Origin of the sequence: Caballeronia fortuita (assembly GCF_001544835.2) — a bacterium.
Taxonomy (GTDB): domain Bacteria; phylum Pseudomonadota; class Gammaproteobacteria; order Burkholderiales; family Burkholderiaceae; genus Caballeronia; species Caballeronia fortuita.
In genome coordinates, this window is sequence record NZ_FCNX02000007.1 from 194,590 (window position 1) to 209,602 (window position 15,013).

Annotated in this window: 18 protein-coding genes; 13 read left to right on the plus strand and 5 right to left on the minus strand. The window is 63.2% G+C overall.

The annotated features are described in order from the left end of the window. Nucleotides 1–23: 23 nt before the first annotated feature. Nucleotides 24–290, minus strand: a complete 267-nt coding sequence (locus AWB77_RS15390) for a hypothetical protein (protein ID WP_061135310.1) — start codon at nucleotides 288–290, stop codon at nucleotides 24–26. 178 nt (nucleotides 291–468) lie between these two features. Here AWB77_RS15390 and AWB77_RS15395 point away from each other — a divergent pair, with 178 nt between their 5' ends. Further along, on the plus strand, nucleotides 469–1,368 hold the full coding sequence (locus AWB77_RS15395; RefSeq protein ID WP_061135311.1) for a pirin family protein: 900 nt from the start codon (nucleotides 469–471) through the stop codon (nucleotides 1,366–1,368). A 68-nt stretch (nucleotides 1,369–1,436) separates the two neighbouring features. Next, the gene (trxA, locus tag AWB77_RS15400; RefSeq protein ID WP_061135312.1) at nucleotides 1,437–2,285 is read left to right on the plus strand and encodes a thioredoxin; all 849 of its coding nucleotides are present in this window, start codon (nucleotides 1,437–1,439) and stop codon (nucleotides 2,283–2,285) included. 31 nt (nucleotides 2,286–2,316) lie between these two features. Here the strand turns inward: trxA and AWB77_RS15405 are convergent, their stop codons facing one another. After that, a complete protein-coding gene (locus tag AWB77_RS15405; RefSeq protein ID WP_061135313.1) occupies nucleotides 2,317–3,162 on the minus strand; it encodes a tRNA threonylcarbamoyladenosine dehydratase in 846 nt (281 codons plus the stop codon). A gap of 289 nt (nucleotides 3,163–3,451) precedes the next feature. Between AWB77_RS15405 and pdxH the strand changes: the two genes are divergently transcribed. From pdxH to AWB77_RS15420, 3 genes are all read left to right on the plus strand, one after another. After that, a complete protein-coding gene (gene pdxH, locus AWB77_RS15410) occupies nucleotides 3,452–4,093 on the plus strand; it encodes a pyridoxamine 5'-phosphate oxidase (protein ID WP_061135314.1) in 642 nt (213 codons plus the stop codon). A 101-nt stretch (nucleotides 4,094–4,194) separates the two neighbouring features. Beyond that, nucleotides 4,195–5,409: a class I SAM-dependent methyltransferase gene (locus AWB77_RS15415; RefSeq protein WP_061135315.1), complete on the plus strand. Its 1,215-nt coding sequence runs from the start codon at nucleotides 4,195–4,197 to the stop codon at nucleotides 5,407–5,409. Nucleotides 5,410–5,420: 11 nt separating this feature from the next. Further along, complete coding sequence (locus AWB77_RS15420; protein ID WP_061135316.1) at nucleotides 5,421–6,482, plus strand: DUF72 domain-containing protein; 1,062 nt, start codon at nucleotides 5,421–5,423, stop codon at nucleotides 6,480–6,482. 14 nt (nucleotides 6,483–6,496) lie between these two features. Here AWB77_RS15420 and msrA read toward each other — a convergent pair whose 3' ends face one another. After that, entirely contained in the window at nucleotides 6,497–7,045 is a 549-nt protein-coding gene (msrA, locus tag AWB77_RS15425; RefSeq protein ID WP_061135317.1) for a peptide-methionine (S)-S-oxide reductase MsrA, read from the minus strand. Nucleotides 7,046–7,347: 302 nt separating this feature from the next. Here msrA and AWB77_RS15430 point away from each other — a divergent pair, with 302 nt between their 5' ends. Further along, nucleotides 7,348–7,860 carry a flavin reductase family protein gene (locus AWB77_RS15430; protein ID WP_061135318.1) on the plus strand — a complete coding sequence of 171 codons (513 nt, stop codon included), beginning with the start codon at nucleotides 7,348–7,350 and terminating at the stop codon, nucleotides 7,858–7,860. Between the two features lies 1 nt (nucleotide 7,861). Here AWB77_RS15430 and AWB77_RS15435 read toward each other — a convergent pair whose 3' ends face one another. Next, nucleotides 7,862–8,365 carry an Lrp/AsnC family transcriptional regulator gene (locus tag AWB77_RS15435; RefSeq protein WP_061135319.1) on the minus strand — a complete coding sequence of 168 codons (504 nt, stop codon included), beginning with the start codon at nucleotides 8,363–8,365 and terminating at the stop codon, nucleotides 7,862–7,864. A gap of 134 nt (nucleotides 8,366–8,499) precedes the next feature. On the opposite strand from AWB77_RS15435, the gene kynB reads away from it, so the two are divergent. The 3 genes from kynB to kynA are packed head-to-tail and all read left to right on the plus strand — an operon-like array spanning nucleotide 8,500 to nucleotide 11,292. Then, a complete protein-coding gene (kynB, locus tag AWB77_RS15440; protein ID WP_061135320.1) occupies nucleotides 8,500–9,126 on the plus strand; it encodes an arylformamidase in 627 nt (208 codons plus the stop codon). Between the two features lie 26 nt (nucleotides 9,127–9,152). After that, the gene (kynU, locus tag AWB77_RS15445; RefSeq protein WP_061135466.1) at nucleotides 9,153–10,403 is read left to right on the plus strand and encodes a kynureninase; all 1,251 of its coding nucleotides are present in this window, start codon (nucleotides 9,153–9,155) and stop codon (nucleotides 10,401–10,403) included. 13 nt (nucleotides 10,404–10,416) lie between these two features. After that, nucleotides 10,417–11,292 carry a tryptophan 2,3-dioxygenase gene (gene kynA / locus AWB77_RS15450; RefSeq protein ID WP_061135321.1) on the plus strand — a complete coding sequence of 292 codons (876 nt, stop codon included), beginning with the start codon at nucleotides 10,417–10,419 and terminating at the stop codon, nucleotides 11,290–11,292. Between the two features lie 4 nt (nucleotides 11,293–11,296). On the opposite strand, the gene AWB77_RS15455 is transcribed toward kynA, so the two are convergent. Then, nucleotides 11,297–12,085 (minus strand): IclR family transcriptional regulator, encoded by a 789-nt coding sequence (locus AWB77_RS15455; RefSeq protein ID WP_061135322.1) that lies wholly within the window; start codon nucleotides 12,083–12,085, stop codon nucleotides 11,297–11,299. 97 nt (nucleotides 12,086–12,182) lie between these two features. Here AWB77_RS15455 and AWB77_RS15460 point away from each other — a divergent pair, with 97 nt between their 5' ends. The 4 genes from AWB77_RS15460 to AWB77_RS15475 all read left to right on the plus strand — a co-directional run bounded on the left by AWB77_RS15460 (nucleotide 12,183) and on the right by AWB77_RS15475 (nucleotide 15,007). After that, nucleotides 12,183–13,373 (plus strand): acyl-CoA dehydrogenase, encoded by a 1,191-nt coding sequence (locus tag AWB77_RS15460; RefSeq protein ID WP_061135323.1) that lies wholly within the window; start codon nucleotides 12,183–12,185, stop codon nucleotides 13,371–13,373. 254 nt (nucleotides 13,374–13,627) lie between these two features. After that, nucleotides 13,628–13,930, plus strand: coding sequence for an ElaB/YgaM/YqjD family protein (locus AWB77_RS15465; RefSeq protein ID WP_008342781.1), 303 nt, complete (start codon nucleotides 13,628–13,630; stop codon nucleotides 13,928–13,930). A gap of 177 nt (nucleotides 13,931–14,107) precedes the next feature. Next, the gene (locus AWB77_RS15470; protein ID WP_061135324.1) at nucleotides 14,108–14,488 is read left to right on the plus strand and encodes a phage holin family protein; all 381 of its coding nucleotides are present in this window, start codon (nucleotides 14,108–14,110) and stop codon (nucleotides 14,486–14,488) included. Between the two features lie 18 nt (nucleotides 14,489–14,506). Next, nucleotides 14,507–15,007, plus strand: coding sequence for a DUF3318 domain-containing protein (locus AWB77_RS15475; protein WP_061135325.1), 501 nt, complete (start codon nucleotides 14,507–14,509; stop codon nucleotides 15,005–15,007). Nucleotides 15,008–15,013: the final 6 nt, after the last annotated feature.

Sequence of the window (15,013 nt, forward strand, 5' to 3'; positions counted from 1 at the left end):
CGGCGAAGAACCTTAGCTGGTCCTTACTTGCTCTGGCCGGATTCCGTCGCCGAGTCGTTGCCGGTTTCGGCGGCCGGCGTCTTCTTGGTCGCCGTCGACTTCGTCGTGTGCTTGTGCATCTTGTGCTTCTTCGGCGTCGTGGCGGCAGAGTTGTCGGTGGCAGCGCCTGCCGTATCGTTGCCCATCGCGGCCGACGAATTACCCGACGAGGTCTGCGCGAACGCGCCCGTCGTAGCGGTGATGCCGAACAGGCCAGCGGTGATGGCGATCAAAAGTTTGTTCTTGCTCATTTTCAACTCCTATCCAGATTGTCAGGTTGCGAAAGTGGCGTGAAGCCGCGTGCGCAAATGGCACGCGACACCAAAAAAACGAGGGCCTCGGCGGGACGTCTGCGCCGCGCGGCATCGGCAAGTAGAATCGGCGGATACACGCGTCATTCCGGCGCGCCATCTCCCTTCAGACCTGCCCATGTCATCGACGACCCGTACCTTGCTGAAGCCTCACCAACACGATGTCGGCGGCCTCATGGTGCGGCGCGTCCTGCCCGCGCTCGCGGCTCGCACCGTCGGACCCTTCATTTTTTTCGACCATATCGGACCCGCAACCCTCGTGCCCGGAAACGGACTCGACGTGCGTCCGCATCCGCATATCGGCCTCGCGACCGTCACCTATCTGTTCGACGGCGCGATCATGCATCGCGACAGCGTCGGCTCGGTGCAGAAGATCGTGCCCGGCGACGTCAACTGGATGACCGCGGGCCGCGGCATCGTCCATTCGGAGCGCACGCCCGACGAAGAGCGCGCCGCCGGCCAGACGATGCACGGCATTCAGACCTGGGTCGCGATGCCCGCTGCGAGCGAGGATTCCGAGCCAGGGTTCGAGCATCACGCGGCCGCGTCCTTGCCGCAGATCGAGCGCGACGGCGTGACGCTGCGCGTGATCGCGGGCACGGCCTTCGGCGCGAAAGCGCCCACGCGCACGTTTTCGCCGACGCTCTACGTCGCCGCGCAATTTGCGCCGGGAAGCGCCATCACGCTCGACACCGAGCATGAGGAACGCGGCGTCTATCTCGTGAGCGGCGATTTGTCGATCGATGGCGATGCCCTTCCCGAACAGCAGATGGCCGTTCTCGCGCCCGGCGCCGATGCAAAACTGCAAAGCGTGCACGGCGCGGTCGCGATGCTGCTCGGCGGCGCGCCGCTCGACGGGCCGCGCTTCATCGAATGGAATTTCGTGTCGAGTTCGCGCGAGAAGATCGACGCGGCCAAGACCGCGTGGAGCGAACAGCGCATGGGCCACGTGCCCGGCGAGACCGAATTCATTCCGCTGCCGCCGCAGCGCCGCGAAAATCGCGCGCCCGAAGGCTGATGCGCTTGAGAAGTGGCTGCGGCGTCCCCACGTGATCGGGATCGACCGCAAGCACCAGGAGAAAACGCATGGATACGACCCTCGCTACTTTCGAGAACGATGTCATCAACGCGTCGATGCTCGCGCCCGTGCTCGTCGATTTCTGGGCGCCGTGGTGCGGCCCGTGCAAGACGCTCGGACCGATGCTGGAGCGGCTCGAAGCCGAAGCCGGCGGCAAGTGGAAACTCGTCAAGGTGAACGTCGACGAGAATCAGGAACTGGCCGCGCATTTCCAGGTGCGCAGCATTCCGCACGTGGTCGCGTTCGCGGATGGCCGCCCGGTGGATCAGTTCATCGGCGTGCTGCCCGAAGGCCAGTTGCGCGAATTCATCGACCGGCTCGTGCCCGCTGGCGCCGATGCCGAGCGCCGCATCGCGCAAGGTGCGTGGGCCGCGGGCAACCGCAAGCTCGCGATCGACACGATCAAGGCCGCGCTCGCGCTCGATCCTGGCTATGACGACGCGCGCCTAGACCTGATCGAATGGCTGATTGCGGAGCGCCGCATCGACGAGGCGAAGGACGAGGACAAACTGCTGTCGCCGAAGACGACGCAAGGCATCGACGCACGCTACAACGCGCTGAAAACCGAGCTCGACGCCGCCGATGCCGCCGCCGATCTGCCGCCCGCCGACGCGTTGATCGACGCGGTGAACGCGAATCCCGACGACCTCGACGCGCGTTTCGCGCTGGCCAACCGGCTGATCGCGGGACGCGATTACGCGGGCGCGCTGGAGCAACTGCTTGCGATCGTCGTGCGCGATCGCGCGTTCATGGACGATGTCGGCCGCAAGACGATGCTGTCCGTGTTCGAACTCGCCGCGAATCAGCCCGATCTCGTATCGCACTGGCGGCGCAAGCTGAGCGCGGCCATCAACTGATCACCGGTCGATCGTCGGCTTCGAATTCGTTTCAGGCGGCGCGTTTCGCCATTTCGCGCAAGACATGCGCCGCCGCCGCGAAGCCGAAACTCGCCGTCACGCACACGCTCGACCCGAAACCCGCGCAATTGAGCCCGACCGGTCCCGCGTAATTCGCGCCGGTTTCCAGATGCTCGGCGCCTTCGCTGATGTCGCACGCGGGCGCCTCGGGATAGATCAGCGGCTCGTCCGAATACACCGCGCTCACCTTGAAGCGCGCCTTCGGGCCGCGCGGAAAACCATGCAGCTTGCGCAACTGGCCGCGCACTTTCGAGAGCAGCGGATCCTGAATCGTGAGCGCGAGATCGTCGATGCGAATGCGCGTCGGGTCGAGCTGCCCGCCCGCGCCGCCGACGGTGATGAGCGCCTGCTTGTGCGCCACGCACCACGCGATGAGCGCCGTCTTCGTTCGCACGCTGTCGATCGCGTCGATCACGTAATCGAAACCGCCGCCGAGCGTTGCATCGAAATTGCCGGGTTCGACGAAGTCTTCGATCTCGCGCACCTCGCACGCCGGATCGATCCGCTTGATGCGCTCGGCCATCGCCGTGACTTTCGCCTTGCCATAGTTGCCGTCGAGCGCGTGGATCTGGCGATTGGTGTTGCTTTCAGCGACGTTATCGAGATCGATTAGCGTAAGCCTGCCGACAGCACTGCGCGCAAGCGCCTCCGCCACCCAGGAGCCCACGCCGCCAATGCCGATCACCGCGACATGCGCCTTTTCGAATGCGGCGAGCGCGGGTGCGCCGTACAGGCGCGCGATGCCGCCGAACCGGCGGTCGCGGTCGGCGGCTTCATCGGCGGAAGGCGTCGCGGTGGTTTCGGATGAAGCGTTCATGTCGTGCGGTTCAGTGAGAAACAAGGAAGCGTTGAAAGCCAATCAAAAGCTACCGAAATGCGCGCATGTTGTGCAGCATCAAGAAACGCTTACAGATGGCTATCGAGTGAGCGATCGCGGTAGGTCGATCATGCAAAATGCGGGCGAATTGCGTATTCTGCCTTATCGAAACAGTGAACGTGATAGCCGCGCACGCCTTGCCGCGCGGACCGCTCGAGCGTTCACGGGTAATCAGGGCAAGATCGTTCCACCTTGGCTATACTGACGCGACTGTAGCGCTTGCATAAAAATGACGACCCTCGCAGACCTTCGCAAAAACTATTCGCGCGGCGCGCTCGACTCCGCCGACGTCGATTCCGATCCCGTGAGCCAGTTCCAGACCTGGTTCGCCCAGGCGCTCGATGCGAAGCTGCCCGAACCGAATGCGATGACGCTCGCGACCGTCGATGCGCAAGGGCGTCCGTCCGCGCGCATCGTGCTCATCAAGGGCGTTGACGCACGTGGCTTTGTTTTTTTTACCAATTACGATAGCCGAAAAGGCCGCGAGCTCGCCGCCAATCCCGCCGCGAGCCTGTTGTTCCACTGGATCGAGCTCGAGCGTCAGGTGCGCATCGAAGGGCGCGTCGAAAAGACGAGCGATGAGGAGAGCGATGCCTACTATGCGTCGCGTCCGCTCGGCTCGCGCATCGGCGCGTGGGCATCGGATCAGAGTCAGCTGCTGGAAAGCCGCGAAGCGCTGGAAGCACGCGAGCGCGAAATGATCGCGAAGTATGGCGACGCGCCGCCGCGCCCGCCGCACTGGGGCGGCTATCGCCTCGTGCCCGACAACATCGAATTCTGGCAGGGACGCCCGTCGCGCCTTCACGACCGCATCGTCTACACGCGGGACGATGCGCGCGATTCGTGGCGAATCATGAGACTCGCGCCGTAAGTCAAAAGAGCGCGGGCATTGGCAGCAACCGAGATCGCAACGGCAACGAACATGAGGGCGCGAGCCTTCACCTTGATTTTCTTTAGCGCGGAGAAACAAGCATGTTCTGGGAGAAGAAGCTGACGCAGTGGGTTGAGGAAGTGCGTGACCGGGCGAATCTGCCCGCGCGCCTCGTGCTGTGGGATGGCCAGCAGCACGATTTCGGCCAGTTCGCCGCGCCTCAGGTGACGTTGCATGTGAAGAGCGCGACCGCGCTGCCCTATCTGCTCGAACCGAGTCTCGACAATCTCGGCGAAGCGTACGTGAAGGGCAAGATCGATATCGAAGGGAAGCTCTCGGACATCATCAACATCGGCTATTCGCTCGCGAAGAGCACGGTGACGAGCGCGAGCAAGCTCGCCCGCGTGCGACGTTACTTCAATCACTCGAAGACGTCGGACAAGAAGGCCATTCAGTACCACTACGATGTGTCGAACGAGTTCTATCAGCTCTGGCTCGACAAGAACATGGTGTACTCCTGCGCGTACTTCGAGAACGGCGACGAGGACATCGACACCGCGCAGTTGAAGAAGATCGACCACATTCTCACGAAGATTCAGGTCCAGCCGGGGCAGCGCCTGCTCGATATCGGCTGCGGCTGGGGCGCGCTCGTGATTCGCGCAGCGCAAAAGTTCGGCGCGAAGTGCGTGGGCGTGACGCTCTCGGAGAACCAGTTCAAGCTCGCGACCGAGCGCGTGAAAGCGGCGGGCCTCGAAGACCGGATCGAAATCCGCTTGCAGGATTACCGCGATATTCCGGGGCAGTTCGACCGCATTACGAGCGTCGGCATGTTCGAGCACGTCGGGCGGAAGAATCTGCCGGAGTACTTCGCGCGGATTCGCGAACTGCTCGTCGATGACGGTATCGCGATGAATCACGGCATCACCTCTTCCGATGCCGACAGCGGCGAGACGTCGCTTGGCGGTGGCGAGTTCATCGACAAATACGTGTTTCCGGATGGCGAACTGCCGCACATCAGCCTCGCGCTCGAATGCATGCAGCGCGGCGGGCTGGAAGCGATCGACGTGGAAAGCCTGCGGCGGCACTACGCGCGCACGCTCGACATCTGGGCCGACCGCTTCGAGGAGAACGCGGCAGCGGCGAAGAATCTCGTCGACGACGAACACTTTCGCATCTGGCGTGTGTATCTCGCGGGCTGCGCGTATGCGTTCGAGAACGACGATGTGTCGATCTATCAGGTGATCTGCCGCAAGGCGGGACGCAGCGCGAAAACGCTACCGTGGTCGCGGCGGTATATTTATGAGAAGGCGCTCTGATTCAACAGCCCATGCAACATGAGTCGGCCGGACAGACCGATCTGTTCGGCGCGCCCGCTCCATCCGAAGTCCCGCAGCAACCCAAGCCACCCAACCCACCCAAAGCGCGCGGCGTTCTCCCCGCGCCCGTCCAGCCCGAACTCGAAGCCCTTGCAAAACGCCTTCCCGATGCGATCCATCTCGGCACGTCGACGTGGTCGTTCCCAGGCTGGCGCGGCATCGTCTACGGCGATGAATACTCGAACACCAAGCTTTCGCGCGACGGTCTCACTGCTTACGGCGCACATCCGCTTCTGAAAAGCGTGTCGATCGACCGCTCGTTTTATGCGCCGCTATCGCTCGCCGAATACGCGCGCTACGCGTCGCAGGTGCCCGCGCATTTCCGCTTTATCGTGAAGGCGCCCGCCTCCGTCACCGATGCCTTCATCCGCGGCGAGCGCGGCACGCCGGACGCGGAAAACCCGGCGTTCCTGAACGCGCAGATCGCCATCGACGAATTCGTCGCGCCTTGCATCGGCGGACTCGGTGAGAAAGCTGGCGCGCTCGTGTTCCAGTTCTCGCCGCTGCCCGACGCGATGATCGTCGAACCGGCGCGCTTCATCGATCGGCTGTCGGCGTTTCTGCAAGCGCTGCCGCCGCTCGAAGGCGACGCGTGCTACGCGGTCGAAATCCGCGATGCCGTCATGCTCACGCCGCGCTTCATCCGCGCGCTGCGAGAGGCGAATGTGCGCTATTGCATCGGCGTGCACGCGCGTATGCCGGACGTGCGCCGTCAGGCGAACGCGCTCGCGCTGCTGGATGAAGACAGGATGGGGCCGCTCGTCGTGCGCTGGAGTCTGCACAGCGGCTTCAAATACGAACAGGCGAAGGCGAAGTACGAACCGTTCGACAGAATCGTCGACGAAGACCTCGACACGCGCGATGCGCTCGCCGAACTGGCCGCGCGATATGCGATCGCGGGCCAGCCGGTCGTGATCGCGGCCAACAACAAGGCGGAAGGTTCCGCGCCGCTTACCTGCTTCGAACTCGCGCGCGGCATCGCGGAGCACTGCGAGCGCGCACGGATCGCGTGAAGGCTAGAAGCGCATCACGCCTTCAGCCGATGCACGAACTTCTTGCGAAACTTCGCGACCTTCGGCCCGACGACCGCCGCGCAATAGCCCTGATTCGGATGCTGCGCGAAGTAGTTCTGGTGATACGCCTCGGCGGGATAGTAGTCGTCGTCGAGCGGCACGACTTGCGTGACGATCTTGCCGCCGTAGACATCCTCGCGCTGAAGCTCGTCGATGACTTCAAGCGCAATCTTGCGTTGCTCGTCCGAATGCGTGAACACGGCCGAGCGATACTGCGTGCCGACATCGTTGCCCTGCCGGTTGAGCTGCGTCGGATCGTGCGTCGCGAAGAAAATTTCCAGCACGTCTCGATAGCTGATGACCGACGGATCGAACACGACCTTCACGACTTCCGCGTGGCCGGTGTCGCCTTCGCACACCTGCTCGTACGACGGATTCACCACCTTCCCGCCCGCGTAGCCCGATTCGACCGACTCCACGCCCTGCACCGCGAGGAACACGGCTTCGGTACACCAGAAACATCCGCCGCCGAGCGTGGCGGTCTCAAGTCCGGGTTGAGTCATAAGGCAAGCTCCTCATCAAGTGCATGCGGCGAGGCCGCGGATCGTGCATATGGATGCGTCCGGCCAATTCTTCAATCCGCCGCACGCGCCGGATCGAGCTTACTGGGTTTGCGCACGCCGCGCTCGAAGCCGCCCGGCGGCAGAAAACTTGCTGCGCAAGTACGGTCATCCGGCGGCCGTCGACTGCCGATTCCGATAGAATCGACACAAATCTCCAGCTTTTACATGATTTCCGAAAAGGTTCTTCCGACTGAAGCGCGACGCGCGGCCGGCTCGGCAGCACACGACACCTCATCTGTCCAATGACCCGCGCCAAAACCCCGAATTTCGATCCGACCGCGTTTCGCGCCGCGCTCGGCCAGTTTGCGACCGGCGTCACGGTCATCACGACGCGTACCCAAAGCGGCCAGTTGGTCGGCATCACCGCCAGCTCGTTCAACTCGGTATCGCTCAATCCGCCGCTCGTGCTGTGGAGTCTCGCGACGAAATCCGCGTCGATGCCGGTATTCCGCGCCAATAGTCACTACGTGGTGAACGTGCTCGCGGCGTCGCAGATCGACTTGTGCAAGCGTTTCGCGACGGTCAAGGGCGACCGCTTCGCGGGCGTTTCGCACGCCGCCGGCGACACCGGCATGCCGGTGCTCGACGGCGCGCTCGCATGGTTCGAATGCCACAATCGCAGCCGCTACGACGAAGGCGATCACGTGATCTTCGTCGGCGAAGTGGAACGCTGCGGCGTGCGCGAAGACGCGGCGCAGGTCGCGCCGCTCGTCTTTCAGGCGGGCGCTTTTCACACGCTCGGACCGCTCGAATAACTTACGCCGCGTGGCCGCGTCCCGGCTGCTCGATCAGCGCCACCGGCACGCCCGCGTCGTCTTTCATCGTCTGAAGCACGATGTTCGAGCGGATGTCGATCACGCCGGGCGCCTTGTAGAGCTTCGAGAGAATGAAGTCGGAGTAATGCTTGAGGTTGTGCGCCAGCACGCGCAGCACGTAATGCGTGTCGCCCGTGACGACGAACGCGCCGACCACTTCGGGCCATTCGCGGACGGCGGCGGCGAACTTCTCGTGCCAGTTTTCCTGGTCGTTGCGCATCGACACATGGACGAACGCCTCAAGTTCGATGCCGAGCCGCTCGCGGTCGAGGCACGCGCGATAGCTCGCGATCACCCCTTCCTCTTCCAGTAGCCGCATTCGGCGCAAGCACGCCGACGGCGACAGCGCGATGCGCTCCGCCAGGTCCAGGTTACTGATCCGTCCATCTTCCTGCAGTACCGCCAGAATTCGGCAATCCGTTGCATCGAGCGTGAAGCCGGTCATTTTTTGAGTCCCCTAGCCCGTTTCATCGAATTATGTTCTAAGCGCGACACTTTTGGGTGGTTATTTCGCAAGCACTTTTCCAGATGACACGACTATGATTTGACGCATCTCCACGCTTTCTGCTAGGGCGCGTCATGACGCTTCTGGACATTTCTCCGCCGATCGACACCGCCACGCCCGTCTGGCCAGGCGATACGCCGGTCGGCATCGAGCGCGTGTGGCGCATAGAGGCGGGCTCGCCCGTCAACGTCGCGCGCCTCACGCTATCGCCGCATACCGGCGCGCACGCCGACGCGCCGCTTCACTACGACGAACACGGCCAGCCGATCGGCGCGGTCGCGCTCGATACTTACATCGGCGCGTGCCGGGTCGTGCACTGCATCGGAGCGTCGCCGCTCGTGATGCCGGAGCACGTCGCCGCGCATCTCGCCGATCGTCCGTCGCGCATTCTGCTACGCACCTACGCGAACGCGCCGCTCGACGCGTGGGACAGCGCCTTCACCGCCGTCGCGCCGCAAACCATCGACTTGCTGGCGGAAAGCGGCGTGAAGCTGATCGGCATCGATACGCCGTCGCTCGATCCGCAAGATTCGAAGACGATGGACGCGCACAAGCGCATCCGCGCACACGGCATGGCGATCCTCGAAGGCCTCGTGCTCGACGCCGTCGTGCCCGGCGATTACGAACTGATCGCGCTGCCGCTCAAATTCTCGACACTCGATGCAAGTCCGGTTCGCGCCGTACTGCGCCCGCTTTCCTGATGATCCGCACATTTATGGACTTTTCGATGAAACATCGTGACGAAGCCGCGGCGCTAGACCGCGACGATCCGCTCGGCACACTGCGCGACCAGTTCGCGCTCGCCGATGGCGTGATCTATCTCGACGGCAATTCGCTCGGCGTGCCGCCCAAGGCCGCGGCCGCGCGCGCCGCCGACGTGATCGCCGCCGAATGGGGCGAAGGCCTGATCCGAAGCTGGAACACGGCGGGCTGGTTCGCGCTGCCCAAGCGTCTCGGTAACAAGCTGGCGCCGCTGATCGGCGCGGGCGAGGACGAAGTCGTCGTCACGGACACGATTTCCGCGAATCTCTTCAAGATCCTGTCGGCGGCGCTGAAGCTCGCGAACGAGCGCGATCCGAAGCGCCGCGTGATCGTCTCCGAACGTTCGAACTTTCCGACCGATCTGTATATCGCGCAGGGTTTGATCGAGCAGCTCGATCGCGGCTACGAGCTGCGACTCGTCGACGATCCGTCCGAGTTGCCGGCGGCGATCGACGAGCACACCGCCATCGCGATGATCACGCACGTCAACTATCGCACCGGGTACATGCACGACATGGCCACGCTTACGCAGACGATTCACCGCGCGGGCGCGCTCGCGGTCTGGGATCTCGCGCATTCGGCGGGTGCGGTGCCGATCGATCTGAATGGCGTCGGCGCGGATTACGCCGTCGGTTGCACGTACAAGTATCTGAACGGCGGGCCGGGCTCGCCCGCGTTCGTGTGGGTGCCGAAGCGCCATCAGAACGCGTTCTCGCAGCCGCTTTCCGGCTGGTGGGGCCACAAGAAGCCGTTCGAGATGAATCCGGTGTATCGCCCGGACGACGGCATCGGGCGATTTCTTTGCGGCACGCAGCCGATCGTATCGATGTCGCTCGTCGAATGCGGTCTCGATGTCTTTCTGCAGACCGACATGCAGGCGCTCAGAAAGAAGTCGCTCGCGCTGAGCGATCTGTTCATCAAGCTGGTCGAGGAACGTTGCGGCGAATTCCCGCTTTCGCTCGCGACGCCGCGCGAGCACGCGCAACGTGGCTCGCAGGCGAGCTTCGAGCATCCGCACGGCTATGAGGTGATGCAGGCGCTGATCGCGCGCGGCGTGATCGGCGATTATCGCGAGCCGCGCATTCTGCGCTTCGGCTTCACGCCGCTGTACACGCGTTTCGTCGATGTTTGGGACGCCGTCGAAGTCCTGCGCGACGTGCTCGCGACCGAAAGCTGGCGCGCGCCCGAGTTCGCCGAGCGCGCATCGGTGACCTGAGAGGAACGTCGACATGAGCACTACACAAGGCTGCCCTTTCGGCCACGGCGCACAAGGCGCGACGCAGGAAAAAGGCTGGCACGACGCCAAGCTCGATTTCTCCGATTCGATGAGCTACGGCGATTACCTCGGCCTCGATTCGATCCTGAATGCGCAGCATCCGCTTTCGCCCGATCACAACGAGATGCTGTTCATCGTGCAGCATCAGACGAGCGAGCTATGGATGAAGCTCGCGCTCTACGAACTGCGCGCGGCGCTCGCGGCGGTGCATCGCGATGAGTTGCCGCCCGCGTTCAAGATGCTCGCGCGCGTGTCGCGCATCTTCGAGCAACTGGTGCAGGCGTGGAACGTCCTCGCGACGATGACGCCCTCCGAATACACGGCGATGCGTCCGTATCTCGGGCAGTCGTCGGGGTTTCAGTCGCATCAGTATCGGCAAATCGAGTTCATGCTCGGCAACAAGAACGAGCAGATGTTGAAGCCGCACGCGCATCGGCCGGAGATTCTCGCGCAGGTCCGCGAGACGCTCGAAGCGCCCTCGTTCTACGACGAAGTGATCCGTCTGCTCGCGCGGCGCGGCTTCGCGATCGATCCGGCGCGCCTGAACCGCGACTGGACGCAGCCGACGACGCACGATCCGTCCGTCGAGGCGGCGTGGCTCGCGGTGTATCGCGATCCGTCGCAGCACTGGGATCTGTACGAGATGGCCGAAGAACTCGTCGATCTCGAAGACGCGTTCCGTCAATGGCGCTTTCGACATGTGACGACGGTGGAGCGCATCATCGGCTTCAAGGGCGGCACGGGCGGCACGGCGGGCGCGTCGTATCTGCGCAAGATGCTCGATGTCGTGCTGTTTCCAGAGCTATGGCACGTGCGTACCGTGCTTTGAGCGGCTACGCGAGACGCGCGGCCAGCGCCTTCAGCTTCGGACCGATCGTCTCGCGGAAATACGCTTCGCCCATCGACGACGCCGGCCCGCTGCTCGACAGCACGAGCCAGCGTCCGTTGCGCAGATCGCGGAACGGCGCGGCGATGGCGTTCACGTCGTCGTGCCATTCGCGAAACGAGTAGCAGCAGCCGTCGCGCACGAAATCCTCGATCGACTTGCGCGCGGCATCGACCTTCGCTTCGCCTTCGTTCTTGCCAAGTTCGTCGAATAGCGCATCGCGCGCCGCCTCGTCCTGCACGGCGAGATACGCGCGGCCCATCGAACTCGTGAGCATCGACAGGCGCGAGCCGGGTGCGAGTCCGAGCGTCAGCGCCGTCTCGCTGCGGATGGTTTCCAGATAGATCATGTCGAGCCCGTCGCGGCAGCCGAGCGACACCGCCGCGCCGATCTCGCGCGCGAGCGAGCGCATGTGCGGACGGGCGAGTTCCAGCGTGTCCGCGCCCGCGAGCAGCGTGAAGCCGAGCGACAGCACGCCCGTATCGAGCGCGTATTTGCCGGCAGGCTCGTCGAAGCGCAGATAGCCGAGCGTCGTCAGCGTGTAGGCGAGACGATTGACGGTCGCCTTCGCGAGTCCTGTGCGCGCGACGAAATCGCGATTGCCGAGCAGCGTCTCGCCGGGACGAAAGGCGCGCAGCAGATCGAGCCCGCGCGCGAGGGCGACGACGAACTTACGCTCGTCGATGTTCTCGTGCGGCAGGGAGCACAAGGAATTTCGATTGGAATCCGTCGACATCGGATGATAGACTCGAAGCTGATTTGCAAAACATTGTTTCGCTTAGCGGAACGCATGTCAAGCGCCCCGCGCTTCACGATGAATCAGGAGATAGCACATGGCCGACGCCGCCCGTTTCAACTGGGAAGATCCGCTCCTGCTGGATCAGCAATTGAGCGAAGATGAGCGCATGGTGCGCGACGCCGCCCGCGCTTACGCGCAGGACAAGCTGCAGCCGCGCGTGATGCAGGCGTTTCGCGATGAAAAGACCGATCCGGCGATCTTCCGCGAGATGGGCGAACTGGGCCTGCTCGGACCGACGATTCCCGAGCAGTACGGCGGCCCGGGCCTCAACTACGTCTGCTACGGGCTGATCGCGCGTGAAGTGGAGCGCGTGGACTCGGGTTATCGCTCGATGATGTCGGTGCAGTCTTCGCTCGTGATGGTGCCGATCAACACCTTCGGCAGCGATGCGCAGAAAGAAAAGTATTTGCCGAAGCTCGCGCGCGGCGAATGGATCGGCTGCTTCGGTCTCACTGAGCCGAACGCCGGTTCCGATCCGGCCAGCATGACCACGCGCGCGAAGAAGGTGCAGAACGGCTTCTCGCTGTCCGGCACGAAGATGTGGATTTCGAATTCGCCGATCGCGGACGTGTTCGTCGTCTGGGCGAAGCTCGAAGAGGACGGGCGCGACGAGATTCGCGGCTTTATTCTCGAGAAAGGCTGGAAGGGTCTGTCGGCCCCGGCGATCCACGGCAAGGTCGGCTTGCGCGCGTCGATTACGGGCGAGATCGTGATGGACGAAGTGTTCGTCCCCGAAGAGAACATGTTGCCCAACGTGCGCGGCCTGAAAGGTCCGTTCACGTGTCTGAACTCGGCACGCTATGGCATTTCGTGGGGCGCGCTCGGCGCGGCCGAAGCGTGCTGGCACACTGCGCGGCAATACACGCTGGATCGCAAGCAGTTCGGTCGGCCGCTGGCCGCGAATCAACTGATTCAGAAAAAGCTCGCCGACATGCAGACCGAAATCACGCTCGGCCTGCAAGGCGTGCTGCGCCTCGGCCGCATGAAGGACGAAGGCACGGCGGCCGTCGAGATCACGTCGATCATGAAGCGCAATTCGTGCGGCAAGGCGCTCGACATCGCCCGGCTCGCGCGCGACATGCTCGGCGGCAACGGCATTTCCGATGAATTCGGCGTCGCGCGTCATCTCGTGAATCTCGAAGTAGTGAATACGTACGAAGGCACGCACGATATTCACGCGCTGATTCTCGGCCGCGCGCAGACAGGCATCCAGGCGTTTTTCTGAACAGACTTCATTTACATGTGGAAGGGCCGGCGCGGGATGCGCCGGCCCTTCTTCTTTTTACGCGCCGCACTTGTAACTTTCGATAATTGCGCTGAAACTTTTACGGGTCAGATCGAATCCATTCAGAACGATGTCGATGTATTGACGAGGTAGGAACGGAATCTGCATCGGCTTTGTATTGCAGGGCGTGCCCTGCTCGTCAGCGATCCCATCTTTGGTTACGATTCCCGTAGCCTCACTGATTGGAGTCTTTAATGTCAGAAATCAATAAGGAGCGATTCATGTCGGATATCAAATCAGTACTCGCTGACGCCGAAGATCTCTTGAAGCAAGCGGCGACCGCCACGGGTGAACGCGCTTCCGAATTGCGCGAGACCGCGCTCACGCGTCTGAAGCAGGCGAAGGAAAAAGCCGCCGACGCGCAAGTCGTCGTGATTGAGCGCGGCAAGAAAGCCGCCCGCGCCACCGACGACTACGTGCACGAACATCCGTGGGCGTCCATCGGCATCGCGGCGGGCATCGGCATGGTGATCGGACTTCTGATCAACCGCAAATAAGCAGCATCGCCACTGAATGGCCCGCAGATTGCTAACTCGCTTTCTGTCGCGGTCCGCGCTGGACTGAACCGCGAGCGCCTTGTCCAGGCGCGCGGCTCGACACTCGCACCGGCCGGCTGCTTCTCGCGCCGACCGGAACTACAAAAGCGGCACCAACGCGCCTCTCGCCTTCACGCCATGACGACAGAACGGCCCACGCAGCAATCGTCCCCAGGACCGTTGCGACGCATACTGAGTTCCGCCTTCGCCATCTTCGAGACGCGCCTCGAGCTTATCGGCATCGAGCTTCAGGAGGAAAAGGAGCGGCTCATCGGCGTGCTCTTCCTCGGACTCGCCGCCATGATGCTCGCGATGATGGCGCTCATCTCGCTGACGGTGCTGATCGCCATTTTCTTCTGGGACACATATCGCTGGCAGGCACTCGGCGGCATCACGCTTCTGTATGCGCTGATAGCGATCGTCTGCGGCCTGCGCGCACGAAGCAACCTGCGCGACGCGCCGAACATGTTCGACGACACGCTCACCGAATTCCGCAAGGACCGCGATACTTTCCGCTGATCTCGCGCCAATCACGCCATGAGCCAACACGACGATACCTTCAAGACGCCCAAGCACCACAAGTCGCAGAAACTGCGCACGCCGCACATGCGGGCGCTGCGCAAGGAACTGCTGATTGCCCGCGCGGATGTCGAGCGCATGGAACTGCGGCAAGCCACTCATGATCTGCGTTCCTCAGTCACGCACTTCAGTTTCCTTCGTTTCCTGATGCCGGGCAGTCGCGGGCCGCGCCGCTGGGGCAAGCGCGGCGCGCCGGCGGGCGGCATCGGCGGCATGCTCGGTTCGCTTCTCGGCTCGGGCAATATGGGCTTGCTGTTCAAGCAATATCCGGTCGTCGGCTCGCTCGCGTCGCTCGTGCTCACCAAGCCGGTGAGAACGAAGCTCTTAAGCAGCGCGAAGCCCGTGCTCAAGTGGGGCGGCCTCGCGCTCGCCGGATGGGAAGGCTGGCGCATCTATCAGCAGATGAAGAACGCCGCGCCCGAGACGTCCAACGACGCTGTCGATCCGACAGTGTTCTGACCCAGC